Raw genomic sequence first — 24,419 nt, forward strand, 5'->3', positions numbered from 1 at the left:
GGGGGAAATCACATCGTGCGCACACGCTTCGCGGCGATCGCCGCCCTGGCGGTCCTGACGGCCGCCCCGCTGGCCCGCGCCCAGGGCGCCGAGCAACCGATCGACGATCCCGAGGCCAACGTCGTCGAGGAACTGGTGGTCAACGCCAGGCTGCCGGGCCCCGCCTGGTGGAAGGTCAGCGACGGCGACACCACGGTCTACATCCTGGGCGTTCCCGGCGCGGTTCCAAAGGGCATGACCTGGGACACCTCGGTGCTGGAGCGGCGGCTGGACGGGGCCTTCGCCGTCATCACCCCGCCTGTCGCCCGGGCAGGCCTGACCGACCTGCCGGCCCTGCTGTCGATGCGCAGCAAGCTCAAGGCCGAGCGTCCGCTGGAGCAGGTCGCGCCGGACCTCGCCCCGCGCATGGCCAGGGCCTGGGCCGCGACGGGCCAGAAGGGCGACGGCTGGAAGGACTGGAAGCCGCTGGGCGCGGGCCTGCTGCTGGCGGGCAACGCGCAGAAGGCGAGCGGCCTGACCGGCCAGGAGCCCGACAAGACGATCCAGAAGCTGGCTCGCAAGCACAGGGTCAAGTCGCGGCCGGCCGCCGTCTACAAGGCCATGCCGATGATCAAGACCCTGGTGAAGCAGCACTCCGAGGAGGCGGGCCTGATCTGCCTGGAAGGCGTGCTCGACGAGGTCGAAGCCGGGCCCGAGCCGGTGCGCAAGGCGGCGCGCGCCTGGGCCGACGGCGACGTGCGCGCCGCCGTCCACGCCCCGCGCGAGGGCCAGCGCTGCGTCATGGCCCTGCCCGGCATGGCCGAGGAGTTCCGCCGGATGTCGGCCGCCCAGGTCGAGGCGGTGTCCCAGGCCATGAAGACCCCCGGCAAGGCGGTGGCGGTGTTCTCGCTGCGCGGCCTGGTGGTCGAGGACGGCGTGCTGGACAAGCTGCGGGCGCGCGGCTTCAAGGTCACCACGCCCGACAGCGCCAACTAGCCGCCCCTGCGCCTGAGGCGGGGCGTGATCGTCGCCGACATCAGTCGCCCCTCGCGGATCAGGGTGAAGGGCGTGGGCACGTCGATGCAGGCGTGGTCCAGCGCGCGCAGCAGGTCGTCCAGGCCCGTCAGCGGCCGCTCGCCCGCCTTGACCAGCAGGTCGCCGGCCCGCACGCCGGCCTTGGCGGCGGGACCGCCCGGGTCGGCCTGGGCGACGAACACCGCATAGCCCTGGGTCACCCCGGTCGAGCGCGCCAGCAGCGGCGGCAGCGGGGCCTGCTGGGCGACGACGCCGATCGAGGCGCGCCGCACCTGGCCGTGGGCCAGAAGCTCGCCGATCACGAAGCGTGCGGTGTTGGCGGCCACGGCGAAGCACAGGCCCGGATAGCCGGCGATGACGGCGGTGGCCACGCCCACCACCTCGCCGTTCGAGGCCACCAGGGGCCCGCCGCTGTTGCCGGGATTGAGCGCGGCGTCGGTCTGGATCAGGTCTTCGATCAGCCGGCCGCGCTCGCCGCGCAGGCTGCGGCCGAGGGCCGAGACGACGCCGGTGGTCACCGTCGCCTCGAAGCCCAGCGGCGCGCCGATGGCGATGACCAGCTGGCCGCGGCGCAGGGCCTTGGAGTTCCCCAGCCGCACGAGCGGCAGGTCGACGGCCTGGTCGATCTTCAGCAAGGCCAGATCCGTGTCGGGATCATCGCCCACGCAGCGCGCCGTCAGGCTGCGCCCCTCGGCGGTGATCACGACAAAACGGCGCGCGCCCTGCACCACGTGGCTGTTGGTCAGGACGATCCCGCCCTCGGCCACCACGAAGCCCGAGCCCACGCCCTGCACATTGGCGTCGTCCAGCATCGGATGGATGCGCAGGACGCTGGGCCCGACCGTCTCGACGGCGCGGACCACGGCGTTGGAATAGGCGTCCAGCAGGTCGCCCTCGTCGACGCGCGGCGGCGCGGGCGGCGGCGTCCCGGCGTCGAACACGAACTGGGCCTCGGCCGGCCAGGCCAGGATCTCGCGCGCCCGCATCGGACGCGGGCGCCTGGCCCTCGCGAACAGTTCGTACTTGCGCGCCTTCATCCCCCGCCCCCCGACGGCAACCGGCGGCGACCGCCGGGGGAGAAGGTTAACGACGGCGGCGCGCGCCAATCAAGCCCGGCTCAGCGCGGAGCCTGGGCGATCGTCGTGGGAGCGATGGACGACGGCGCCACGCTGGCGACCGGGATCACGAAGCCCGCCGGCCGGGGCGGCGGCGAAGGCGGCGCGACCGCCGGCGAGGACAGGCTGGCGCCGGCCGCATCGTTGACGCACTGGGCGGTGTCGATCATCGCATGCTGGCCCAGGCAGAAGACGTCCTCGTAGTGCGGACCGGCGACGGCCAGGCACTGATAGAGGTTCAGCTTGGCGATCTTCATGCAGAAGTTCGCCTTCTTCTCGCTCAGCACCGGGGCCAGGCGGGCCACGTCGGCGTCGCCCGCCGCGTCCAGCACGGCCAGGGCCGCCAGGGCCGCCGACCGCACCGTCACCGGCGTGAACACCCGGCCGCCCTCGGCGAAGCCGCCGCCCGCGCCGGTGGCCGCCTGGATCAGGCGTCCGGCGTCGTCCTGGCCCGGCGCGAAGACCGTCGTCGACAGTTGCTTGACCCGCGCCAGGCGCCCGGCGTTGTCGGCCACCGCGCCCTTCGACCAGGTCTCGCGCTGGATGTCGTAGGCCGACTGCTTGACCGCCTTGCCGGCCACGGCCAGCGGCGCGCCGCGCCCCTGCAGGGCCAGTTGCGCCCGGGCGGCGGCAAGGCCCACGCCCTCGATCTCGACCACGCTCTCGGGCGAGGCCAGCAGGCGCTCGACCAGCGCCTCGCGCGAGGTCTGGCGGGCCGCCTCGCGCACGCCGTCGATGAAGGCCGGCTCCTGCAGCGCCGCGATGGCGCCATAGGCGATCATGCCCGTTTCCAGTTGGTCGGCCTTGTAGGCGGCGCCGGCGACCAGCGCCCTGGCCACCCCTTCGCCGTTGGTGAACACGGCCGGCGAGATCGAGCCTGCTCCCCGCGTATAGGTTTCGAAGGCGCTGGCCGCGGCCACGACCTCCTGCGCCAGGCTGACGCCCGGCGCTTCACGCTCCTGGCGAGCGCTCGCCAGTCCGCCCACGGCCAGGGCGACGACCGCCGCTCCCGCCACCATCCAATGCTTGTTCCACGCCATGCCCGAAAGCCTCCCGACTACGGGCGTATTGGGCGGCGAACGCGGTTGCCGAGATCATAATCGCGATGGCGAATCGGCCATTAACTTTCATGTATTCGCCTAATTTTCATGCGCATAATGTCGCACCTGGAACGGCCAAGCTCACTTAAGTCTGAGATACGACAAATTCAATCGGCATTGTGTCGACAACTCAACTCTTTAGAACACATACGATCCGCACCCAGATCGCGAACTCTACAATAATGACCACCTCCGCAAGAAACGGGCGGACGGCGAATGCGGCTCGCCGCATAGTGTCGGCATGCCGACTCCCGCCCCCGTTCGCCTGTTCCTGGACCGCACGCCCAGCCCCATCGGCCAGGTGCTGCTGGTCTGCGATGAGGAGGGGCGGCTGCGGGCGGTCGACTTCCACGACTTCGAGCCGCGGATGCTGCGCCTGCTGCGACTGCATTACGGAGAGGCCGTGCTCCAGCCGGGCGCGGCGCCGGCCACGACCCGGTCGGCCCTGGCGGCCTATTTCGACGGAGACCTGGCGGCGCTGGCCGCCATCCCCTGGGCGACCGGCGGCACCGCCTTCCAGCAGGCGGTGTGGCGCGCCCTCTGCAATGTCGCGCCCGGAACCACCCTGACCTATTCGGGACTGGCCGCGCGCATCGGCAAGCCGGCGGCGGTGCGCGCCGTCGGGGCCGCCAACGGCGCCAATCCGCTCAGCATCGTCGTGCCCTGCCACCGCCTGGTCGGCGCGGACGGCGCCCTCACCGGCTACGGCGGAGGCGTCGAGCGCAAGGCCTGGCTGCTAGCTCACGAGGGGGCGCGAGCGCGCGACTGAGCCGCCGCCCGCGATCTCGCCGCGCGCCAGCGCCTTCATCAGCGCCTCGCCGTCGGGCGCCGCCCACAGGGTGCCGACCTTGGCGACGTCGGCGGCCGTGACCTTGCCGCCCTCGCCCGTGCCCGACACCATGCCGTTCATCGGCGCGCCGAACTGGCGAGCCAGCACCTGCCCGTCGGCGGCCACCAGCAGGTTGCAGGGCAGCCCCGGGCGAGCCGGGCCGTTCGGCGTCTCGCGCATGCTCAGCGCCTGGAACAGGCCCTTGGAGTCGGTCCCGCGGTCGATCACCGGCGCGAAGACGCCCGCCTTGTGCTTCTTCAGCAGGAAGCCCGCCTCGGCGGCCGTGATCGGCTCGCGCGGCGCGGTCAGGATCGGCAGGATGCGAAAGCGCGGACCGCCGAACTTCTCCTGCAGCATCGCAAGATCGCCCAGTTCATGCAGGCACGGCGCGCACCACGGCGCCCACAGCGACACCAGGGTCAGGCCCGGCTGCAGCTTCAGCGGCGCGACGCCCTCGCGGCGCTCGACCTTCAGCGCCGGAACGGCGAGACCTTGCGGCGGCTCGCGAAAAGCCCGGGCCATGCGGTTGCCGCGCAAGGCCGGCGTGTCGAACACCTTGGCCGGATCGCCCAGCACCGGAATCCTCGTCTGCGCCCCGGCCGCGCCGGCGCCCGCCAGGGCGGCCGCACCGGCCATCGCCCCACGCCTCGTCCACGTCGTCATCCCGCCCTCCGTCGCTGAAACCCTGCGGGACAATCTTGGGTCGAACGGCGGCGCTTTTGCGGCGAAGCTTCAGACCAGCATGCTGCCGCCGATGCGATGCAGCGGCAGGCTGCCCTCGTTGAAGAACGGCAGGGCCAGCGTGACCCCCATCAGCAGGTTGAGGAACACGCTGCCGTAATTGAAGCGGCCGCCGGCCTTCTGCAGCAGCATCGAGACCAGCCGCCCGAAGGCCGCGCCGAACCAGGCGATGGCCAGGACCAGCGCCATGGCCGCCCCGGCGCTGGACTGCCAGCCCAGGAACAGCGCCGCCGCCCCGTGCGAGGCGATCAGCAGGCCGCCGAAGGCCCGCCCCTCGGTGACGGCGTTGACGCCGCCGTCCTGGTCGCTCTTCAGGCCCGCCAGGCCCAGCATCGAGTCCGGCCGCGCCAGCACCAGCCCGCCCAGCACGCCGCCGATGACGCAGGCGATCACGGCCAGGATCAGCGACAGGGCGTAGCTCGACATTCAATCCTCCGAAACGGGGGCGTGATGGACGGCCTCGACGTTGAACCCGTCCGGGTCCAGCACGAAGGCCCCATAGTAGTGTTCGTGATAATGAGGGCGAAGTCCGGGCGGGCCGTTGTCGCGACCGCCGGCCTTCATCGCGGCCTCGTAGAACGCGTCGACATCCGCCCGGCTTCGGGCGGCGAAGCAGACATGCAGCTTGCCGCTGGTCTTGCCGCCGCCCGAAATCCAGAACTGCGGACGCTGGGCGCCGTAGCCGACCACGTCGATCCCGCCGGTATGCTCCTTGGGCACGGCATAGAGGCGCGCGATCCCAAGCGGCGCCAGGGCCGCGTCGTAAAAAGCCGCCGACCGCTCGAAATCGACGACGTCGAACCCCATGTGGTCGAACATCGAGAACCCTCCCCAATGACGCCCGCCGTTCACCTTGCCAATTAACCGGGGCCAATTAACCGGGGCCAGTTAACCGGGGCCAATTAACCGGGATCGCAAAAACTTCCCGGCCGCCGTCCTTGACTCCCCAGGGGGCGGCGCCTAACTCGTGACCGGCGTTGGCACTCGATGGGAGCGACTGCTAACAGCGACGCTCCCTCGGCCTACGAAAGCCTTTTACAGAAACCGTTCCGACGGAGAAGACACATGAAGTTTCGTCCCCTGGGCGACCGCGTCCTCGTGAAGCGCGTCGAAGAAGAAACCAAGACCAAGGGCGGGATCATCATCCCCGACACCGCCAAGGAAAAGCCCCAGGAAGGTGAAGTCGTCGCCGTGGGCCCGGGCGCCCGCAACGACAAGGGCGACATCGTCGCTCTCGACCTGAAGGCTGGCGATCGCATCCTGTTCGGCAAGTGGTCGGGCACCGAAGTGAAGGTCGACGGTCAGGACCTCCTGATCATGAAGGAAAGCGACGTCCTGGGCGTGGTCGAAGCCTAATCGGCTTCCCCTCCGGACTGCTTCCTTCCTCACGAAATTCCTAGATTAGAAAGGCGCCCACCATGGCCGCTAAAGACGTCTACTTCTCCTCCGACGCGCGCGACAAGATGCTGCGCGGCGTCAACGTTCTCGCCAACGCCGTGAAGGTGACCCTCGGTCCGAAGGGCCGCAACGTGGTCATCGAAAAGTCGTTCGGCGCCCCGCGCACCACCAAGGACGGCGTCTCGGTCGCCAAGGAAATCGAACTGGCTGACAAGTTCGAGAACCTCGGCGCGCAGATGATCCGCGAAGTGGCCTCGAAGACCAACGACAAGGCTGGCGACGGCACCACCACCGCCACCGTCCTGGCTCAAGCCATCGTCCAGGAAGGCCTCAAGTCGGTCGCCGCCGGCATGAACCCGATGGACCTGAAGCGCGGCATCGACAAGGCCGTCGCCATCGCCGTCGAAGACATCAAGTCGTCGTCGAAGAAGGTCACCACCAACTCTGAAATCGCTCAGGTCGGCACCATCTCGGCCAACGGCGACAAGGAAGTCGGCGAGATGATCGCCAAGGCGATGGACAAGGTCGGCAACGAAGGCGTCATCACCGTCGAAGAAGCCAAGACCGCCGAAACCGAACTCGACGTCGTCGAAGGCATGCAGTTCGACCGCGGCTACCTGTCGCCGTACTTCATCACCAACGCCGACAAGATGGAAGTTCAGCTCGAAGAGCCGCTCATCCTGCTGTTCGAAAAGAAGCTGTCGTCGCTGCAGCCGCTGCTGCCGGTGCTGGAAGCCGTCGTCCAGTCGGGCCGTCCGCTGGTCATCATCGCTGAAGACGTCGAAGGCGAGGCCCTGGCCACGCTGGTCGTCAACAAGCTGCGTGGCGGCCTGCGCGTCGCCGCCGTCAAGGCTCCGGGCTTCGGCGACCGCCGCAAGGCCATGCTGGAAGACATCGCCATCCTGACCGGCGCTCAAGTCGTCAGCGAAGATCTCGGCATCAAGCTCGAGAACGTCTCGCTCGACATGCTGGGCCGCGCCAAGAAGATCCAGATCACCAAGGACGACACCACCATCGTGGACGGCGTCGGTGAGAAGGACGCGATCGAAGCCCGTATCGCCCAGATCAAGCGCCAGATCGAAGACACCACGTCGGACTACGACAAGGAAAAGCTGCAAGAGCGCCTGGCCAAGCTGGCCGGCGGCGTTGCGGTCATCCGCGTCGGCGGCTCGACCGAAGTCGAAGTGAAGGAAAAGAAGGACCGCGTCGACGACGCCCTGAACGCGACCCGCGCGGCCGCCGATGAAGGCATCGTCCCGGGCGGCGGCACCGCGCTGCTGAAGGCTTCGAAGGCCCTGGCCGGCGTGGTCGGCGAGAACGACGACCAGACCGCTGGCATCGCCATCGTCCGTCGCGCCCTGCAGGCCCCGATCCGTCAGATCGCCGAAAACGCCGGCGTCGAAGGCTCGATCGTGGTCGGCAAGATCCTGGAAAACGACAGCAGCTCGTTCGGCTTCAACGCCCAGAGCGAACAGTATGTCGACCTGGTCGTCGACGGCGTCATCGACCCGGCCAAGGTCGTCCGCACCGCTCTGCAGAACGCCGCTTCGGTGGCCGGCCTGCTGATCACCACGGAAGCCGCCATCGTCGAAGCCCCCAAGAAGGGCGGCGGCGTCGCTGCTCCGGGCGGCATGCCGGGCGGCATGGGCGACATGGACTTCTAAGAAGTCCTGTCAGCCTAGGCTGAACAAAGAGAAGGGCGGGGCCGCGAGGCTCCGCCCTTTTTCTTTGGGCCCTCGACCCCGCCTAGGGCGTCACGCCCCGGCGCGCCCACAGCGCCTCGATCGACGGGTCGATCTTCACGGCGCGAGCGATGTCGATGTCGCCCTCGGCCTCCTGACCCAGGCGACGCTTGACCACCCCACGCATGAAAAGAAGCGAGGCCGAGCGCGGATAGCGCCTGACCAGCCCGTCGTGATCGGCCAGGGCCTGGGCGTACTCGCCCCGCCGGTAGCGCACGAAGCCGCGGGTACTCACCGCATCGACCGTGGCGCCCAGATCGACCGCCTTCTCGCTGTCGGCAAGGGCCTGATCCAGGTCGCCGCCGCGCAGCGCCTCGATCCAGGCAACGTGACTCCAGGCATTGGCCTGCTCGGGCTCAAGCCGCGCGGCCTCGTGGTAATCCTCCTGGGCGCCGCCCAGATCGCCTATGGCCTCGCGCGAGAAGGCGCGCTCGGTGATCACCGAGGCGAAGTCCGGCTCCAGCTTCAAGATCTTGTCGTAGAAGGCGATGGCGGCCACATGGTCGCCGATGCGGGCGGCCTTGCGCGCCTTCTCCAGGGCCCGTGTCGCAGCCACGCTTGCCGGCTCTCGCCGACCGTCGGCCCACGCCATCGCGGCCGGAGCCCCGAGCGCGATCGATATCGCCAGCAGCGACGCGAGACCCAGACGCATGATGCAACCCCCGTTCACGATCAGCGAAGCTACGCGCGCTGTGGCTGTATCGCAACGGCGATGGCCGGTTGACGCGCGCCCCGCGCACAGCCAAGCACAGGCCATGTTCCGCCAACGCCCCGACGCCGACATGATCCCCCAGGGCTGGGTGATCGCCGTGATGGTCGAGGTTCCGGGCGAGCGCGTTCCCGTCGCGCACTACTTCGCCGTCGGCAAGGCCGACCGGGCCCTGGCCGAGTGGGCGGCGACCGACCTCGCCCAGCAGGCAGGAACCATCGCCTCCAGCCCCGTCGACGGCCGCGAGCCGGTCGACGCCATGCGCCAGATCCTGGCCTACCGCATGCGCGAGCTTGGCCTGAAGACCGGCGAGGCCCGCGCCCTGGGCGACAAGTACCCCAGGCGGTGGTTGTTCTAGACCAAAGGCCCTCCCCCTGAAGGGGGAGGTGGCCCGAAGGGCCGGAGGGGGAAGCGGTCTCTGAGCCGCTGCAACAACTTCCCCCTCAGTCGCTCCGCGACAGCTCCCCCTTCAGGGGGAGCACCTTTCCCCCTTACGCAATCTTCTGCGAGGCGTTCGCATTGCCGCGCGCCGCCTCAGGCCCTAAAGCCTGAGCGTAGGACGACGAAGGCCCCCGCCATGATGCTGCAGATCCCCGACGTGCTGAGCCCCGACGAAGTCGCCCACTGCCGGGCGGTCATCGACGCCGCGCCGTGGGTCGACGGCAACGCCACCTCGGGCTTTCAGGCGGCCATGGCCAAGAACAACCAGCAGCTGCCCCAGGACGGCCCGGCCGCGCGCGAGGTCGGGGCGATCATCGTCCAGGCCCTGCAGGCCAATCCGCTGTTCGTGTCGGCCGCCCTGCCCCACACCATCCTGCCGCCGCTGTTCAACCGCTACGGCGAGGGCATGGGCTTTGGCGACCACGTCGACAACTCGATCCGCCGCAATCCCGCGACCGGCGCCCAGATCCGCACCGACCTGTCGGCGACCCTGTTCCTGAGCGATCCCGACGACTACGACGGCGGCGAGCTGGTGGTCGACGACACCTACGGCAGCCACCTCGTCAAGCTGCCGGCCGGGTCGCTGATCCTCTATCCGGCCTCGAGCCTGCACCACGTGACCCCGGTCACGCGGGGCATCCGCACCGCCAGCTTCTTCTGGATCCAGAGCCTGGTGCGCGACGACGCCAAGCGCGCCCTGATGCTGGACATGGACGTCTCGATCCAGCGCTTGGCCGGCCAGGTCGGCCAGGCCGACCCGTCGGTGCTGTCGCTGACCGGGACCTACCACAACCTGCTGCGGATGTGGGCCGAGGTCTGAACCCGTACGACCGCTTGAACGGCGCACGCGCCAAGGTCGTAGACTGACGTTGCTCTAATCGGAGGGGACTCGAATGGGCTCGATGTCGATCCTGCACTGGATCATTCTACTGCCGCTGCTGGGCGTCTTCATCATACCCGTGGCGAAGATCTTCCAGCGCGCCGGCTGGTCGCCGTGGCTTTCGCTGCTGACCCTGGTTCCGGGCGTCTCCCTTGTGATGCTCTGGATCTTCGCCTTCGCGCGTTGGCCGGCGACGGACGACAAGCCGCCCGCCGCCTGATCGGCCGTCACCCCGCCTTCTTCAGCAGCGCCTCGGGCACCGGCGCCGGGCAGTACTGGCGCAGGAAGTCGCCGTGGCTGGGCAGGGTGTCGACGAGCTCGCTCAGCATCGGCGCCGACTGGTCCAGCAGGCCCTTCACCACCCCGGCCGGCAGGGTGTCGGCCAGTTGCTGGTAGCGCTTGGGCCGGATGCCCATGCCCTCCATCACCGACTGCCAGCTGGGCGCGCGGAACATGTCGTCGACCCCGTCGCGCAGCACGCCGCTGGCCTTGAACAGCTCCATCCGCTCGCGCAGGCTCTCGGGCGGCGTCACCTGCTGGTAGGCGCGCCAGAACGGCGTGTCGTCGCGCTTGGTCGTGAAGTAGTGCAGCACGATGAAGTCGCGGATCTCCTCGTAGTCGATCTGCATGCGCCTGTTGTACTCGGCCGCCAGCACCGGATCGCAGTCGCGGTCGGGGAAGAACCGCAGCAGGTAGTCGACGCCGCGATAGATCAGGTGCAGGGCCGTCGACTCCAGCGGCTCGATGAAGCCGCCGGCCAGGCCGATGGCCACGCAGTTCTTGTTGAACAGCTGCTTGCGCATGCCGGTCTTGAACGGCACCAGCCAGGGATCGCGCACGGCCTCGCCCTCGACCTGGCTCATCAGCGTGGCCAGAGCCTCGTCGTCGCTGCAGTACTGGCTGCAATAGACGTAGCCGTTGCCGGCCCGGTGCTGCAGCGGGATGCGCCAGCGCCAGCCGGCGTCCTGGGCCTGGGCCAGGGTGTAGGGGTGCGGGTCCTGGATGTTGGCGGTCTGCACCGCGATAGCCCGGTCGTTCAGCAGCACATCCGACCAGTCGAGGAACTCGGTGCCCAGGGTCTTGCCGTTCAACAGCGAGCGGAAGCCCGAGCAGTCGATGAAGAGATCGCCCGACGCCTCGCGGCCGTCCTGCAGGATCACCTTCTCGATGAAGCCGTCGGGGCGGGTGGCCACGTCCTTGACGATGCCCTCGGTGCGCTTGACGCCGCGGGCCTCGGCGAACTTGCGCAGGAACTTGGCCAGCAGGGCCGCGTCGATGTGCACGGCGTAGTTGGCGTTGGCCAGCATGGTGCGCGGCGCGAGCGCCGGCGACATGAACTTCCAGCGGTCGGCCATCACCGAGGCCGGCGCGAAGTCCTGCAGGCTGGACGGATGCCCCTCGGCCTTGCCGCGCAGCCAGACCTGGTAGAACTCGTGCACGTCCACCGGACCGCCGATCAGGCCGAACGGGTGATAGTAGACCTCGCCCTTCTTGCGCCAGTTCTCGAACCGGATGGCCAGCTTGAAGGCGGCCTGCGTCTCCTTCATGAACTCGACCTCGTCGATGCCGAGGCTGCGGATCAGCTGAAGGAACGGCGGGATGGTGCTTTCGCCGACGCCGATGATGCCGATCTGCTCGGACTCGATCAGTTCGATCTCGCAGGGGCTGTCCTTGAGATAGTGGCTGATCATCGCCGCGGTGATCCAGCCGGCCGAACCGCCGCCCACGATCACGATCTTCCGCAGATTGTTGGCCATCGGCCGCCTCCCGTACGCTTTTCTCTTGTCGTTGTTGTCTATTCGGCCGCCGCCGGCGCCGCGCCGACATAGCGGCGCAGGAAGTCGCCGTGGGTCGGGGCCTGGGCCACCGCCCGCGCCACGCCCGCCCGCATCTGGTTCAGGCTGGCGGCCAGGGCCGCTCCGTCGATCCCGTCCAGGGCCGGATCCCAGCCGTCCGGCAGGATGTCGAAGCCGGCGAAGATCGCCAGCCAGCTGGGCGGCTGGAACATTTCCCAGCGATAGCGGGCGATATGCCCGCGCGAGCGGAACAGTTCGACCTTGCGGGCCAGGGTCTCGGGAATGTCGGCGTCGCGGGTCGTGCGCCAGAACGGCGTGTCGCCCCGCTGGGCGGCCTTGTAGTGCAGCACCACGAAGTCGCGCACCCGCTCCATCTCGCGCCGGGACCAGTCGTTGAACTCGTCGACCACGGCCGGATCGAAGCCGCGGTCGGGGAACAGGGCCTTGAGCTTCTCGATGCCGGTCTCGATCAGGGCGATCGAGGTGCTTTCCAGCGGCTCGAGGAAGCCCGACGCCAGACCCAGGGCCACGACGTTGCGGTTCCACACCTTCTTGCGGCGGCCCGGCGTGAAGCGGATCAGGCGCGGCTCGTGCAGCAGGCGGTCGGGCACCGCGGCGACCAGTTCGGCCTTCGCCGCCTCGTCGTCGATGTGGCGGCTGGAATAGACGTAGCCGTTGCCGTAGCGGTGCTGCAGCGGGATGCGCCAGCGCCAGCCGGCGGTGTGGGCGGTGACGTCGGTATAGGGCGGCGGCTGAGCGCCTTCAGGCGGCTGGCTCTGCACGGCGAGCGCCCGGTCGCAGAACAGCCACTGCGACCAGTCCTCGTAGCCGGTTCCCAGCGCCTCCTCGATCAGCAGGCCGCGGAAGCCCGAGCAGTCGATGAAGAGGTCGCCCTCGACCACTTGGCCAGTGTGCAGGTCCAGCGAGGCGACGAAGCCGTCCTCGGGACGCAGGTTGACCTTCACGACCTTGGCGTCGATGCGGCGCACGCCGTTGGCCTCGGCCACGCGGCGCATCAGCTGGGCGAACAGGGCCGCGTCGAAGTGCAGGGCCCAGTCGAACACCGACAGGCTCGACGGCGGATTGGCCGCCGGCACGGTGAAATTGCCCGCCGCCGCCAGGCTGGCGCCCAGCGAGTACTCGCCCATCTCGCCGACGTCGGCGACGCTGCGGGCCTTCAGCCAGTAGTGCTGGAAGGGCACGCCGTTCAGGTCCTGGCCGTACAGGCTGAAGGGGTGAATGAAGGCCGAACCCGGCGCCATCCAGTCCTTGAAGCGGATGCCCAGCTTGCAGGTGCCTTGCGTGGCGCGCAGCACCTCCAGGTCGTCCAGACCCAGCGACTGGTAGAAATTGCGGATGGTGGGGATGGTCGCCTCGCCCACCCCGATCGTGCCGATCTCGGAACTCTCGACCAGGGTGATGTCGATCGGCGCCTTGCCGAAGTGGCGGCGCAGGCTCGCGGCCGCCATCCAGCCGGCGGTGCCGCCGCCGACGATGACGATGCTGCGGATGCGTCCGTTCCGAACGTCTTCGCTCATGGCCGGTCCTCCCCGAACCGGAAAATCGACGCCCCCAGGCGCCGACGGCCCGAACCGAAACCTGGCGCCCGAAAGCGCCGTTGGATAGCACCCTCCCCAAACAAAAAGAGCCGCCGTGACGACCCCGAAGGGCCGCCACGACGGGCGCAGGGAGGAAGGCTTCAGATCACCACTTGGCGCGGAGACCGATCGTGTAGCGGGGCTCGAACTCGTTCTGCGACGAGTACTGTTCCTTGCCCTTGGCGAAACGCAGGTAGTAGTCCTCGATCTCGCCGGTGACGTTCGAGCCGTTGAAGTAGACCGTCACGTTCTCGCGCACGTCGTAGCTGACGTTGACGTCCACATAGCCGGTCGAGCCCTGGTAGATCGGGATCACCCGCTGGCCGCCGCCGCCCATGGTCCCGGACAGGCGATCGGTGCGGTAGTTGTAGGCCACCCGCGCCTGCAGCTTGTCGTCCTGGTACCAGCCGACCAGGTTGAACTGGTGCTTGGAGTTGTCGAAGAACGGCAGGCGGTTGCCCGACAGGTCCAGACGATCCTCCTTGCTGGGCGAGTAGGTGTAGTTGGTGTCGACACCGAAGTTCTTCAGCACCGGCACGTCGGGGATGATGTCGGTGAAGGCGATCTTGGCCCCCACTTCCAGACCCTTGACCTCGCCGCCCTTGCCCTGCAGCGGCAGCGACACGTCGACTTCGCGGCGGATCACGCCGTCCTGGTCGGGGAAGCTGCCCTTGATGGTGCCGCCGGTGACGAAGCTGTCGATCTTCAGCAGGAAGGCCGACAGGTTAATCATCGAGGCCCGGCCGAAGTAGTACTCGATGGCGCCGTCGTAGTTCTGCGAACGCCACGGATCCAGGTTCGGGTTGCCCGAGGCGCTGGCCCCGGTCACGCAGCGAACGTTCGGCATCGTCGCGCCGCAGTCGGCGGTGAAGATCGACAGGCCGCCGCCGTAGCTGCCGAGATCGAGCGGCTGCATCGTCTTCGAGTAGGCGAAGCGCAGCTTGACGTTGTCGGTCAGGTCGTAGGTGGCGTTGAACGAGGGCAGCCAGTCCGTGTACTTGCGGCGGGTCACCGTGTCGCCGGCGTCGGCGTTGGTGTCGCCGTAGTTCATCACGTCGCCGGTCAGGTTCTGCTTCACCAGCAGTTCCGTCTGGATGACGCGCAGGCCGAAGTCGCCCGACAGCTGGCCGATCTCGAAGGAACCGGCGCCGTAGGCGCTCTGTTCCTTCAGGTCGACGTCATAGGTCTGGCCGGGCACCTGCACGCGGACGGCGTCGCCGAACACCTTCTTCTGGAACGACAGCACGTCGTCGAAGTCACGCGGGTCGATGGCCCAGAAGCCGGGCATGCCCTTGGTGACGCCGCCCAGGTTGTTGACCCAGATGGCGTTGTTGTAGGTGGTCAGCTTGGTCGGACGGTTGACCGTGTAGCCCTGGAACTCCGGCACGCCGGTGATCGGGTTGGGCACGAACTCGCCGGCCTGGCACTGGTTCTGGTTCATGACCACGTCGATGGCCTTCCACTGGGCCATGCAGCCGCCGGCCGGCACGGGCGTGCCGTTGGCCTGGACCGCGCCGGGAACGCCGCCGTAGAAGCCCGAGAACAGGTGGAACTGCTCGACGCTGACCGAACGGTCGCTCTGGCGAACGCCGGCGTCGACCTTGGTGATGAAGCCCAGGAACTTGTCGTCGAACTTGTAGTGGCCGTCGGCGCGGAACACGTTCATGTCCGACTCGACTTCGTTGTTGCCTTCCGACGAGAAGGCCCCGATCGCGTAGCTGTCCTTGTTGGCCATGTAGTCGCGCAGGGTCTTGCCCGCGCCCAGGCCGCCCGAGATCGGCGTGTCGAAGCCGCTCCACACCGGGCTCTTGCCGCTGACGTCATAGTGCAGCTGCGGGTTCTGGCCGTAGCCCAGCGGGTTCGGGTTCAGGTAGCAGCCGCCGGCCGAGCCGGTGACGGCGTTGCTGCGCTGGCTGGCCGGATACTGGTCGCAGATCGCCTTCGGATAGAAGGTGCCGCGCGTGCGGTCCTGAGCGTTGCGGAACAGCGTGAAGCGGTCCGGCGCGTACTGCCAGTTGCTAAGGTCGCCCTGGGCCTGGCCGTTCATGCTCAGGCGCTCGCCGTCGGCGCGGATGGCCCGCGCCTCGAAGGCGAACGGACCGCCGTTGTCGTACTTCAGTTCGAGATTGTAGTTCTTGCTCTCGGACTTGGTGACGCGGTTGACGGTGAACGAGTTCACCCACCAGGCGTCGATGTCGTACTCGCTGACCGCCAGCCACGGACGGCCGTTGCCGCCGATCGGGGCCGGGCCGGGCGGCGGCGCGTTGACGCCGGTCTGCTCGAAGTCGGTGGGACGGGTCCAGTTGCCGAAGGCGCCGCCGTCCCAGCGGTTGGAGATGTTGATGCCGGCGGCGCGGTTGTACTCGTCGAGCTTGGCGTAGAAGCCCTCGGCGATCAGGGTGAAGCCCTCGCCCAGCTTGGCCTCGAACGACACGTTGACGCCGGTGCGCTTGCGCTCGACGACGCGGTTGAAGCTTTCGAAGCCGTGCGGCGACAGGAAGTTGTTCGGGTTCGAACCGCCCCAGTCGTTGTTGCCCGACAGCGAGACCGCGCCCGAGAAGTTGTTGCCCAGGTTCGACTTGCTCTGCGCGGCCGAGACCAGCAGGCCGACGCGGTCGTTGCGCCAGCTGGCCAGGATGTTGGCCAGGTAGTCGTCTTCCTTGGTGCGTTCGCCGCGCTGGGCTTCGGCCGCGCCGGCGAAGGTGAAGCCGTCCTGCATCTGGAACGGCCGGCGGGTGCGCAGGTCGATGGTGCCCGAGATGCCCGACAGGGCGTTGTTCGGGTCGGTCGACTTGTAGACCAGCACCTGGTTCATCAGCTGCGAGGGCACGTCCAGCAGGTTGGGCTGGGCCGAGCCCATGTTGCCCGCGCTGAGATACTGCTCGCCGTTCAGCAGGGTGATGACCTGGGCCAGGCCCCGGATGTTGACGGTGGCGCCTTCACCGGCGTTGCGCTGGATCTGGATGCCCGGGATGCGCTGCAGCGAGTCGGCGATGGTGACGTCAGGCAGCTTGCCGATGTCCTCGGCCGAGATGGCGTCGACGATCGAGGCTTCGCGGCGCTTGACGTCGACCGACTTCAGCTGCGAGCCGCGCACGCCGGTGACGACGATTTCGTCGACGGCGGTCTCTTCGGTCTGGCCGGCGGTCTGCGCCAGGGCGCTGGTGGTGATGACGGCCTGCGACGCGCCGGCCAGCAGGGCCAGGGTCAAGCCGCGAGTCCAGGCGGACTTCTTACGTGGTGTGGTCAAATCGATCGCTCCCCAATGTCTTGTTCTTGCGTTCGGGCCGCGACGCCTTTTGACGCCGCGGTGGGTCTCGAGCCGGGCCTCGACCTTCACGCCAACCTGCTTCGGCGGTCGTGACCCGGTGATTGTCCTGTCGGCGACCCCCGGCGCCGGAACGGTGCTGCGATCCGGCTCTCAGACGCCGGTCACGGTGGCAACATTCCCAAATGTCCCGAGCAAGTCAACAAGAATGTCAACGTTGTCATTTCCGGAAATCACCGGGTTTCGAAGCGTTGCAACAACGACGCACGATCGCGAGATCACCCAACCAGATCGTCATTATGCATTGTTTTCAAAGTATATTTTTTCATACCAGCCCACGCCTTCACGCCGAAAGACAGCGCTGGCAGGGATGAAAGCTCGCACCTTCAGGCGCCAGGCCCCGCCGGCCGCCATCGCGAAGATTCCACCCAAAAGTGAATCGGAAGCGGTACCAACCCAGACCGCCTGACCCGCAAGACAATCAAAATGACCACATGAATGTCCTCGACGAGGACATTTTTTGACCCGCATTTGTCCTGCCGCATGACAAGCCCGCTGGGCTGCGCTATGGCTGGTCCTCGGGAGCCGTGGAGCCGCCCCTGCCGGGGGATGCGCATTCGCGGCCTAGTCGGGTGCGGGTCTTACGGAATGGCGACGATTCACGATGTGGCCAAGCGGGCGGGGGTTTCGGCCAAGACCGTCTCGCGCGTGATGAACGATCACGCCAGCGTCACCGCCAAGACCCGCGACAAGGTCCGCGAGGCCATGGCCGCCCTCGGCTACCAGCCCAGCGCCGTGGCCCGCCAGTTCCGCGCCCAGGGCGCCTCGGCCGTCGGCGTGCTGATGGGCGACCCCAGCGGCGGCTACCACACCCGCACGCACCACGCCCTGCTGCTGGCCTGCCTGGAGACGGGCCGCCACCTGACCGTGGAGCTGTTCGACGGCCCCGTCGTCGGCTGGCACGAGCGCATCCGCGCCTTCATCGAGGACGGCGGCATCCGCGAAGTCATCCTGCTGCCGCCCGAATGCGACTTCGGTCCGCTGAAGGCGCTGATGCGCGAACTGGACGTGCGCTGCGTGCTGATCTCGCCGACCACGCCCGATCCCAACTTCCCGGCCATCGCCATGGACGACCGCGCCGCCGCCCGCGAGGTGGTCGAGCACCTGTTCAGCCTGGGCCACACCCGCATCGGCCACATCGCCGGCCACCCCGACCACGCCGCCAGCACCCACCGCCGCAACGGCTTCTTCGAGGCCTACGCCGCCGCCGGCCTGCCGCGCCCCGCGCCCGAGCTGATCGTCGGGGGCGAGTTCACCTTCAAGACCGGCATGGACGCGGCCAAGCTGCTGCTCGACATCGACGAGCCGCCCACCGCCATCTTCGCCGCCAACGACGACATGGCCGCCGCCACCTGCATGGAGGCCCAGCGCCGGGGCCTGCGCATTCCCGACGACCTGTCGGTTGTCGGCTTCGACGACGCGCCCATCGCCGGGGTCATCTGGCCGACCCTGACCACCATCCGCCAGCCGTTCGAGCCGATGGCCCTGCGCGCCCTGCAGACCTTCGCGGCCTGGAACAGCAGCGACTCCGGCATCCGCCCTAGTCCGTTCCTGGCCCAGCACACCCTGGTGGTGCGCGAATCCACCGGCCCGGCCCGCAAGCGGCTACCGGGCAAGTCGGGCTGACAGCTTCGGAAACACACGCCGGGAAGGCCCGGCCAAGATCATACGAGTGGGAGGTAGAATGAACTCGCGTCTCTGGCGCGCCAGCGCCCTGGCCCTGACGGTCGCCACCCTGGGCGCCGCGCCCGCTCTCGCCCAAGGCCATGCCGGCCACGCGGGCCACGGCGCGCCCGCCGCCGCCCCGGCCGGCCAGCCGTGGCTGGATCCCAAGCTCGACGCCGACACGCGCGCCGACCTGGCCGTCAAGGCCATGACCAAGGACGAGAAGCTGACCCTGGTCTACGGCTACTTCGGCGCCGACATGAAGCCCAAGTACACGCGCATCGAAGCCTCGCTGCCCGGCTCGGCCGGCTACGTGCCGGGCCTGCCGCGCCTGGGCATTCCCGCCCAGTTCGAGACCGACGCCGGCGTCGGCGTCGCCACCCAGGGCAGCGCGGCGGAATTCCGCGAGCGCACCGCCCTGCCCTCCGGCATGGCCACGACGGCCACCTGGAACCCGGCCTTGGCGCAGAAGGGCGGCGCGATGATCGGCAAGGAGGCCCGCGACTCGGGCTTCAACGTCATGCTGGCCGGCGGCGTGAACCTGGTCCGCGAGCCGCGCAACGGCCGCAACTTCGAATATGGCGGCGAGGATCCGCTGCTGGCCGGGGTGATGGTCGGGGCCCAGATCAAGGGCATCCAGTCCAACCACATCGTCTCGACCATCAAGCACTACGCGCTGAACGCCCAAGAGACCGGCCGCTTCGTGGTCGACAGCAAGATCGGCGACGCCGACGCCCGCACCTCCGACCTGCTGGCCTTCCAGATCGCCATGGAGGCGTCGGACCCGCATTCGGTGATGTGCGCCTACAACCGCGTCAACGGCCACTACGCCTGCGAGAACGACTGGCTGCTGAACAAGGTGCTCAAGCAGGACTGGGGCTACAAGGGCTATGTGATGTCCGACTGGGGCGCCGTGCATTCGGGCGCCAAGTCGGTCAATGCCGGCCTCGACCAGGAATCGGCCGGCGACGCCTTCGACAAGCAGCCCTTCCTGGCGGGCGTGCTGAAGGCCGATCTGGCCAGCGGCGCGGTCAGCCAGGCGCGCCTGGACGACATGGCCCGCCGCATCGTCCGCTCGCTGTTCGCCAGCGGCGCGGTCGATCATCCGGTGAAGATCGCCCCCATCGATCTGGCCGCCAACGGCAAGGTCAGCCAGGCCGACGCCGAGGAAGGCATGGTCCTGCTGAAGAACGACAAGGGTCTGCTGCCCCTGGCGCTGAAGGCCCAGAAGATCGCCGTCATCGGCGCCTATGCCGATGTCGGCGTGCTGTCGGGCGGCGGCTCCTCGCAGGTCTATCCGGCCGGCGGCCGCGCCGTTCAGGGCCTGGAGCCCAAGACCTGGCCCGGCCCGGTGATCTACTATCCGTCCTCGCCGCTGAAGGCGCTGCAGGCCCGAGCGCCCCAGGCCAGCTTCACCTACAACGACGGCAAGGACACCGCCGCGGTCGCCAGGCTGGCGGCGCAGAGCGACCTCGTCATCGTCTTCGCCGACCAGTGGACCACCGAGTCGGAGGACGTGGCCTCCCTGGCCCTGCCCAAGAACCAGGACGCCATGATCGCCGCGGCCGCCAAGGCCGGAAAGCCCACCGTCGTGGTGCTCGAGACCGGCGGCCCGGTGACCATGCCCTGGCTCAAGGACGTGGGCGCGGTGCTGCAGGCCTGGTTCCCCGGCACCAGCGGCGGCGAGGCCATCGCCCGCGTGCTGACCGGCGAGGTGGACGCCTCGGGCCGCCTGCCCGTGACCTTCCCGGCCAGCGAGGCCCAACTGCCGCGGCCCAAGCTCGACGGCGACCCGAAGAAGCCCGACGACCTGTTCGCCGTCGACTATTCGATCGAGGGCGCGGCCGTCGGCTACAAGTGGTTCGACAAGAAGGGCCTGTCGCCGCTGTTCCCGTTCGGCCACGGCCTGTCCTACACCAGCTTCGCCTACTCGGACCTGACGACCTCGACGCAGGGCGGCGCCCTGACGGTGGCCTTCAAGGTGACCAACACCGGCAAGCGCGGCGGCAAGGACGTGCCGCAGGTCTATGTCTCGCCCAAGGCCGGCGGCTGGGAGGCTCCGCGCCGCCTGGCGGGCTTCGAGAAGGTCGAGCTCGCCCCCGGCGCCAGCAAGACCGTGACCCTGGCGGTCGACCCGCGCCTGCTGGCCACCTGGGACGACAAGGCCCACGGCTGGAAGGTGGCGGCCGGCGACTACGAGGTCCAGCTGGGGGCGTCGTCCGCGGCGATCTCGGCGCGCGCCACCGCGGCGGTGCAGGCCCAGACCGTGCCGGTGGGGCTGCGGAAGTAACCCCCTCAGTCGCTTCGCGACAGCTCCCCCAGAGGGGGAGCATCTGGGCGCCAAGATCCTCCCCCTCTGGGGGAGGTGGCCCGCAGGGCCGGAGGGGGGGCGGACGCGCAGGCGTCCGCCCTCTTTCCGTTCAAGCCATGCGCGATGCGAAAGGCTATGGCTCGGTCATCCATCCGCCGCTTTCCAGCCCAGCCCCGCCCGCTCTAGCCTCCCGTCATGCGCGCCCCGCTTCTCGCCCTGGCCATCACGCTCGCGACCGCCGCTTCGGCGCGGGCCGGCGAGACCGCCTGCTGGTTCGAGAACGGCGCCGTCGTCGCGCCGGCCGCGATCGGCGACATGACCGGCGACTTCGTCATCGACCTGTCAGCGCCGCGCACCCTGCTGCACGACACCAAGGCCCAGGCCGGCGGCTTCGAGGGCTCGGACCTGTCGCTGCCCGTACGCGTCGCCGGACAGGCCCTGCCCGCCCAGCCCGTGGCGGTGACCGACCTCGACTATCGCGGAGTCGGCTTCGTGGCCCCCATCGCCGGGGTCATCGGCGCCGACATCCTGGCCCGCTATACGGTGGTGATCGACTTCTCGCCCTGTCGGCTGAGACTGGAGGCCGCCGACGGCCTTGCCCGCCCCTCAGGACCCTTCCTGCCGGTCGAGATGGTCGGCGGGGTGCCGACGGTGCGCGCCAGCGCCTCCGACGGCTTCTCGAGCGTCCAGGGCCCCTTCGCCCTCGACACCGCCTCCGCGGGCGCCCTGCGCGCCCGGGGACCGGCCGACGGACCGCGCCAGGCGCCGGCCGGCACGGTGGCGGGCCTGGCCTTCGACGGCCGGCTCTATCCCCGCGCCCGCGCGGTCAGGGCCGGCGACCTGCCGCCCGGCGTCGTCGGCGCCCTGGGCGTCGAGGTCCTGGCCCGGGGCCGCCTGCGGCTGGACCCGGCCGCCCACGCCCTGTGGCTGACGCCCTAGTTCACTTCATCCCGATACGGAGTTTCCCATGGCCTCGCGCGTTCACGCCGTCACCGCCGACCCGCGCCACACGATCCAGCTCGACGTCAACGGCCACCAGCTGGTCGGCGACGAGCCGCCCGCCCTCGGCGGCCAGGACGCCGGGCCGCCGCCCTTCGGCTTCGTGCTGGCGGGCCTGGCGGCCTGCACGGCCACCACCCTGCGCATGTACGCCGACCGCAAGGGCTGGGGCGAGGTGACCATCACCGTCGACCTGGTGCTCGACAACAGCGGCGACAAGCCCAGGATCGACCGCAAGGTCTCGGCGACCGGCGACCTCGACGAAGCCGCCATCGCCCGCCTGCGCGACGTGGTCGAGCGCACGCCCGTGACCCTGGCGCTGAAGAGCGGGTTCGGCATCGACACGGTGCTGGAGAAGGGGTGAGCGGCGAGATGCTCCCCCTGAAGGGGGAGCTGTCGCGAAGCGACTGAGGGGGAAGTGGCTGCTGCCTTTAGAGGTGAATAGACCCCATCAGGAACTTCCCCCTCCGGCCCTCCGGGCCACCTCCCCCTTCAGGGGGAGGATCCTGGAAAACAAAAGGGCCCGGCGTCGCCGCCGGGCCCTTCGTCATTTCCGGTGCGAACAGGCCGCTCAGTGCGACTCGTTCTTCCAGACCTTGCGGTAGCTCGCATAGAGCAGGCCGGCGAAGAGGATCAGGTAGATCATCACCGCGAAACCCGTCTGCTTGCGCTCTTCCAGCTTGGGCTCGGCGGCCCACATCAGGAAGGCCGAGACGTCGCGGGCCTGCTGGTCGACCGTGGCCTTGGTGCCGTCGTCGAAGGTGACGCCGTTGTCGGTCAGCGGCGGGGCCATGGCGATGAAGCCGCCCGGCGGAACGTGAGCGTGGTCGCCGCTCCAGTAGGCCGCCAGGTCGCCCGGCATGTACGGGTTGTAGTGCTGGCCCGGACCGACCTTCAGGCCCGCCGGCGGGTTCTTGTAGCCCGTGACGATGGCGTGGATGTAGTCGGGACCGCCGGTGCGGGCCTTGGCCAGCAGCGACATGTCCGGCGGGAAGGCGCCGCCGTTGCTGGCGCGGGCCGCGGCCTCGTTCGGGAACGGCGAGGGGAAGCGGTCGGCGCTGGTGGCCGGACGCTTGATGGCGTCGCCGGTCTCGGAGTCGATGTCGGCGACCTCGAACTCCTTGGCGATCGCCTTGACCCACGGGTTGTCGTTCGAGTTGGGGTACTTCTCGTTATAGAACGGACCGCCCTTGTCGCCGAGGTTCCGGAAGCTGACCAGCTTCATGGAGTGGCACGACGAGCAGACCTCGCGATAGACCTTGTAGCCGCGTTGCAGCTGGGCCTGATCGAACTTGCCGAACGGGCCGTTGAACGACCAGTGGATCTTTTCCGGTTCCAGCGGGTGACCGGCGGCCAGGGCCGGGGCGGCGGCGGCCGCCGCCATCAGACCCGCGACCGCTGCGATGACGGAGAGTTTGCGCAGCATCGGGATCAGCCCTTCATTTCAGGCGCGGCGGTCGCTTGCTCCGGCGCGGCGGCCGGGTGCGACAGAGCGGGCGAGGCGATGGAGTCCGGCACCGGCAGGGTCTTCTCGACCAGGCCCAGCACCGGCAGGATCACCAGGAAGAACGCGAAGTAGTAGAGCGAAGCGAAGCGGCTCAGCCACACGAAGCTGTTCAGGTCGGCGTCACCCAGGGTGAAGGTCTTGAAGTGACCCAGCACCGGATCGTCCGGCAGCTTGGCGCCGCAGAGACCCAGGATGCAGCACGCCACCACGAAGATGATGAAGTACAGCTTGGCGGTCGGGCGGTAGCGCATCGAGCGCACCTTCGAGGTGTCCAGCCACGGCAGGGCGAACAGGCAGGCGATGGCGCCGAACATGGCCAGCACGCCCATCAGCTTGTCCGGCACGGCGCGCAGGATCGCGTAGAACGGCAGGAAGTACCATTCGGGCACGATGTGCGCCGGCGTCACCAGCGGGTTGGCCTCGACGTAGTTGTCGGCGTGGCCAAGGGCGTTGGGCAGGTAGAAGACGAAGGTCGCGAAGAGGATCAGGAAGACGCTCATCGCAAAGCCGTCCTTCACCGTCGCGTACGGCGTGAAGGGCAGGGTGTCGGCCTTCGACTTGGGCTCGACGCCGGTCGGGTTGTTCTGGCCGACCACGTGCAGGGCCCAGATGTGCAGGATCACGACGCCCGCGATCATGAACGGCAGCAGGTAGTGCAGCGAGAAGAAGCGGTTCAGCGTGGCGTTGTCGACGGCGAAGCCGCCCCACAGCCAGGTGGTGATCGACGGACCGACGATCGGCAGGGCGCCGAACAGGTTGGTGATCACGACGGCGCCGTGGAAGCTCATCTGGCCCCAGGGCAGCACGTAGCCCATGAAGGCCGTGGCCATCATCAGGAGATAGATCACGCAGCCCAGGATCCACAGCACCTCGCGGGGGGCCTTGTACGAGCCGTAGTAGAGGCCGCGCAGCATGTGGACATAGACGGCGATGAAGAACATCGACGCGCCGTTGGCGTGCATGTAGCGGATCAGCCAGCCGTAGTTCACGTCGCGCATGATGTGCTCGACGCTGGCGAAGGCGTGGTCGGCGCTGGGGGTGTAGTGCATCACCAGGATGATGCCGGTGATCAGCTGGCTGGCCAGGCACAGCGACAGGATGCCGCCGAAGGTCCACCAGTAGTTCAGGTTACGCGGGGTGGGATAGTCGACGAAGCTGTCGTAGCCCAGGCGCACGATCGGGAGACGGGCGTCGAGCCAGCGCTCGATACCGGTCTTCGGCTGGTAGGTCGAATGTCCGCTCATCT

22 protein-coding genes are annotated in these 24,419 nt (G+C 68.8%); 11 read left to right on the forward strand and 11 right to left on the reverse strand.

Going from position 1 to position 24,419, the window contains the following annotated elements:
* The first annotated feature begins 15 nt into the window (after positions 1-15).
* Positions 16-975: a TraB/GumN family protein gene (locus tag G5B46_RS09490; protein ID WP_346764893.1), complete on the forward strand. Its 960-nt coding sequence runs from the start codon at positions 16-18 to the stop codon at positions 973-975.
* Here G5B46_RS09490 and G5B46_RS09495 read toward each other — a convergent pair.
* Together G5B46_RS09495 and G5B46_RS09500 are read right to left on the reverse strand one after the other, a co-directional pair.
* Entirely contained in the window at positions 972-2,051 is a 1,080-nt protein-coding gene (locus G5B46_RS09495; RefSeq protein WP_165258097.1) for a trypsin-like peptidase domain-containing protein, read from the reverse strand. The genes G5B46_RS09490 and G5B46_RS09495 overlap by 4 nt on opposite strands.
* Positions 2,052-2,131: 80 nt before the next feature.
* Entirely contained in the window at positions 2,132-3,169 is a 1,038-nt protein-coding gene (locus tag G5B46_RS09500; RefSeq protein ID WP_165258099.1) for a hypothetical protein, read from the reverse strand.
* A gap of 301 nt (positions 3,170-3,470) precedes the next feature.
* On the opposite strand from G5B46_RS09500, the gene G5B46_RS09505 reads away from it, so the two are divergent.
* A complete protein-coding gene (locus tag G5B46_RS09505) occupies positions 3,471-3,998 on the forward strand; it encodes a methylated-DNA--[protein]-cysteine S-methyltransferase (RefSeq protein WP_165258101.1) in 528 nt (175 codons plus the stop codon).
* Here the strand turns inward: G5B46_RS09505 and G5B46_RS09510 are convergent.
* From G5B46_RS09510 to G5B46_RS09520, 3 genes are all read right to left on the reverse strand, one after another.
* Positions 3,966-4,721 (reverse strand): TlpA disulfide reductase family protein, encoded by a 756-nt coding sequence (locus G5B46_RS09510; RefSeq protein WP_165258103.1) that lies wholly within the window; start codon positions 4,719-4,721, stop codon positions 3,966-3,968. The genes G5B46_RS09505 and G5B46_RS09510 overlap by 33 nt on opposite strands.
* 69 nt (positions 4,722-4,790) lie before the next feature.
* The gene (locus tag G5B46_RS09515) at positions 4,791-5,225 is read right to left on the reverse strand and encodes a DUF4345 family protein (RefSeq protein ID WP_165258105.1); all 435 of its coding nucleotides are present in this window, start codon (positions 5,223-5,225) and stop codon (positions 4,791-4,793) included.
* The gene (locus G5B46_RS09520) at positions 5,226-5,618 is read right to left on the reverse strand and encodes a VOC family protein (protein ID WP_165258107.1); all 393 of its coding nucleotides are present in this window, start codon (positions 5,616-5,618) and stop codon (positions 5,226-5,228) included.
* 246 nt (positions 5,619-5,864) lie between these two features.
* Between G5B46_RS09520 and groES the strand changes: the two genes are divergently transcribed.
* Both groES and groL read left to right on the forward strand, forming a co-directional pair.
* Complete coding sequence (groES, locus tag G5B46_RS09525; protein WP_058347663.1) at positions 5,865-6,155, forward strand: co-chaperone GroES; 291 nt, start codon at positions 5,865-5,867, stop codon at positions 6,153-6,155.
* 62 nt (positions 6,156-6,217) lie between these two features.
* Positions 6,218-7,861 carry a chaperonin GroEL gene (gene groL / locus G5B46_RS09530; RefSeq protein WP_165258109.1) on the forward strand — a complete coding sequence of 548 codons (1,644 nt, stop codon included), beginning with the start codon at positions 6,218-6,220 and terminating at the stop codon, positions 7,859-7,861.
* Between the two features lie 82 nt (positions 7,862-7,943).
* Here groL and G5B46_RS09535 read toward each other — a convergent pair whose 3' ends face one another.
* Positions 7,944-8,495 carry a hypothetical protein gene (locus G5B46_RS09535; protein WP_205691576.1) on the reverse strand — a complete coding sequence of 184 codons (552 nt, stop codon included), beginning with the start codon at positions 8,493-8,495 and terminating at the stop codon, positions 7,944-7,946.
* 199 nt (positions 8,496-8,694) lie between these two features.
* On the opposite strand from G5B46_RS09535, the gene G5B46_RS09540 reads away from it, so the two are divergent.
* The 3 genes from G5B46_RS09540 (at position 8,695) to G5B46_RS09550 (ending at position 10,189) form a co-directional block, all read left to right on the forward strand.
* Positions 8,695-9,006, forward strand: a complete 312-nt coding sequence (locus tag G5B46_RS09540; RefSeq protein WP_165258113.1) for a hypothetical protein — start codon at positions 8,695-8,697, stop codon at positions 9,004-9,006.
* A gap of 219 nt (positions 9,007-9,225) precedes the next feature.
* Positions 9,226-9,909 (forward strand): Fe2+-dependent dioxygenase, encoded by a 684-nt coding sequence (locus G5B46_RS09545; RefSeq protein ID WP_165258115.1) that lies wholly within the window; start codon positions 9,226-9,228, stop codon positions 9,907-9,909.
* A 73-nt stretch (positions 9,910-9,982) separates the two neighbouring features.
* Positions 9,983-10,189, forward strand: coding sequence for a hypothetical protein (locus tag G5B46_RS09550; RefSeq protein ID WP_165258117.1), 207 nt, complete (start codon positions 9,983-9,985; stop codon positions 10,187-10,189).
* 7 nt (positions 10,190-10,196) lie between these two features.
* Here the strand turns inward: G5B46_RS09550 and G5B46_RS09555 are convergent, their stop codons facing one another.
* The 3 genes from G5B46_RS09555 to G5B46_RS09565 all read right to left on the reverse strand — a co-directional run bounded on the left by G5B46_RS09555 (position 10,197) and on the right by G5B46_RS09565 (position 16,613).
* Positions 10,197-11,726: a tryptophan halogenase family protein gene (locus tag G5B46_RS09555; RefSeq protein ID WP_165258119.1), complete on the reverse strand. Its 1,530-nt coding sequence runs from the start codon at positions 11,724-11,726 to the stop codon at positions 10,197-10,199.
* A gap of 38 nt (positions 11,727-11,764) precedes the next feature.
* A complete protein-coding gene (locus tag G5B46_RS09560) occupies positions 11,765-13,303 on the reverse strand; it encodes a tryptophan halogenase family protein (protein WP_165258121.1) in 1,539 nt (512 codons plus the stop codon).
* A 166-nt stretch (positions 13,304-13,469) separates the two neighbouring features.
* Positions 13,470-16,613 carry a TonB-dependent receptor gene (locus G5B46_RS09565; protein ID WP_165258122.1) on the reverse strand — a complete coding sequence of 1,048 codons (3,144 nt, stop codon included), beginning with the start codon at positions 16,611-16,613 and terminating at the stop codon, positions 13,470-13,472.
* A gap of 666 nt (positions 16,614-17,279) precedes the next feature.
* Between G5B46_RS09565 and G5B46_RS09570 the strand changes: the two genes are divergently transcribed.
* The 4 genes from G5B46_RS09570 to G5B46_RS09585 all read left to right on the forward strand — a co-directional run bounded on the left by G5B46_RS09570 (position 17,280) and on the right by G5B46_RS09585 (position 22,030).
* Positions 17,280-18,317, forward strand: a complete 1,038-nt coding sequence (locus G5B46_RS09570) for a LacI family DNA-binding transcriptional regulator (protein ID WP_165258124.1) — start codon at positions 17,280-17,282, stop codon at positions 18,315-18,317.
* A gap of 58 nt (positions 18,318-18,375) precedes the next feature.
* Positions 18,376-20,646, forward strand: coding sequence for a beta-glucosidase (locus tag G5B46_RS09575; RefSeq protein WP_165258126.1), 2,271 nt, complete (start codon positions 18,376-18,378; stop codon positions 20,644-20,646).
* Positions 20,647-20,862: 216 nt separating this feature from the next.
* Positions 20,863-21,606, forward strand: coding sequence for a hypothetical protein (locus G5B46_RS09580; protein WP_165258128.1), 744 nt, complete (start codon positions 20,863-20,865; stop codon positions 21,604-21,606).
* A gap of 28 nt (positions 21,607-21,634) precedes the next feature.
* Positions 21,635-22,030, forward strand: a complete 396-nt coding sequence (locus G5B46_RS09585; RefSeq protein ID WP_165258130.1) for an OsmC family protein — start codon at positions 21,635-21,637, stop codon at positions 22,028-22,030.
* A 207-nt stretch (positions 22,031-22,237) separates the two neighbouring features.
* On the opposite strand, the gene G5B46_RS09590 is transcribed toward G5B46_RS09585, so the two are convergent.
* Both G5B46_RS09590 and G5B46_RS09595 read right to left on the reverse strand, forming a co-directional pair.
* Entirely contained in the window at positions 22,238-23,092 is an 855-nt protein-coding gene (locus G5B46_RS09590; protein ID WP_165258132.1) for a cytochrome c1, read from the reverse strand.
* Between the two features lie 5 nt (positions 23,093-23,097).
* Positions 23,098-24,417, reverse strand: coding sequence for a cytochrome b N-terminal domain-containing protein (locus G5B46_RS09595; RefSeq protein WP_165258134.1), 1,320 nt, complete (start codon positions 24,415-24,417; stop codon positions 23,098-23,100).
* Positions 24,418-24,419: the final 2 nt, after the last annotated feature.

This window comes from Caulobacter sp. 602-2, from assembly GCF_011043625.1.
Classification (GTDB): Bacteria; Pseudomonadota; Alphaproteobacteria; order Caulobacterales; family Caulobacteraceae; genus Caulobacter.

Excerpts from the sequence above, each read along its gene's own strand:
- G5B46_RS09495 (WP_165258097.1), bottom strand. The coding sequence starts at position 2,051 with ATGAAGGCGCGCAAGTACGAACTGTTCGCGAGGGCCAGGCGCCCGCGT.
- G5B46_RS09500 (WP_165258099.1), bottom strand. The coding sequence starts at position 3,169 with ATGGCGTGGAACAAGCATTGGATGGTGGCGGGAGCGGCGGTCGTCGCC.
- G5B46_RS09505 (WP_165258101.1), top strand. The coding sequence starts at position 3,471 with ATGCCGACTCCCGCCCCCGTTCGCCTGTTCCTGGACCGCACGCCCAGC.
- G5B46_RS09510 (WP_165258103.1), bottom strand. The coding sequence starts at position 4,721 with ATGACGACGTGGACGAGGCGTGGGGCGATGGCCGGTGCGGCCGCCCTG.
- G5B46_RS09515 (WP_165258105.1), bottom strand. The coding sequence starts at position 5,225 with ATGTCGAGCTACGCCCTGTCGCTGATCCTGGCCGTGATCGCCTGCGTC.
- G5B46_RS09520 (WP_165258107.1), bottom strand. The coding sequence starts at position 5,618 with ATGTTCGACCACATGGGGTTCGACGTCGTCGATTTCGAGCGGTCGGCG.
- groES (WP_058347663.1), top strand. The coding sequence starts at position 5,865 with ATGAAGTTTCGTCCCCTGGGCGACCGCGTCCTCGTGAAGCGCGTCGAA.
- groL (WP_165258109.1), top strand. The coding sequence starts at position 6,218 with ATGGCCGCTAAAGACGTCTACTTCTCCTCCGACGCGCGCGACAAGATG.
- G5B46_RS09540 (WP_165258113.1), top strand. The coding sequence starts at position 8,695 with ATGTTCCGCCAACGCCCCGACGCCGACATGATCCCCCAGGGCTGGGTG.
- G5B46_RS09545 (WP_165258115.1), top strand. The coding sequence starts at position 9,226 with ATGATGCTGCAGATCCCCGACGTGCTGAGCCCCGACGAAGTCGCCCAC.
- G5B46_RS09550 (WP_165258117.1), top strand. The coding sequence starts at position 9,983 with ATGGGCTCGATGTCGATCCTGCACTGGATCATTCTACTGCCGCTGCTG.
- G5B46_RS09555 (WP_165258119.1), bottom strand. The coding sequence starts at position 11,726 with ATGGCCAACAATCTGCGGAAGATCGTGATCGTGGGCGGCGGTTCGGCC.
- G5B46_RS09560 (WP_165258121.1), bottom strand. The coding sequence starts at position 13,303 with ATGAGCGAAGACGTTCGGAACGGACGCATCCGCAGCATCGTCATCGTC.
- G5B46_RS09570 (WP_165258124.1), top strand. The coding sequence starts at position 17,280 with ATGGCGACGATTCACGATGTGGCCAAGCGGGCGGGGGTTTCGGCCAAG.
- G5B46_RS09575 (WP_165258126.1), top strand. The coding sequence starts at position 18,376 with ATGAACTCGCGTCTCTGGCGCGCCAGCGCCCTGGCCCTGACGGTCGCC.
- G5B46_RS09580 (WP_165258128.1), top strand. The coding sequence starts at position 20,863 with ATGCGCGCCCCGCTTCTCGCCCTGGCCATCACGCTCGCGACCGCCGCT.
- G5B46_RS09585 (WP_165258130.1), top strand. The coding sequence starts at position 21,635 with ATGGCCTCGCGCGTTCACGCCGTCACCGCCGACCCGCGCCACACGATC.
- G5B46_RS09590 (WP_165258132.1), bottom strand. The coding sequence starts at position 23,092 with ATGCTGCGCAAACTCTCCGTCATCGCAGCGGTCGCGGGTCTGATGGCG.
- G5B46_RS09595 (WP_165258134.1), bottom strand. The coding sequence starts at position 24,417 with ATGAGCGGACATTCGACCTACCAGCCGAAGACCGGTATCGAGCGCTGG.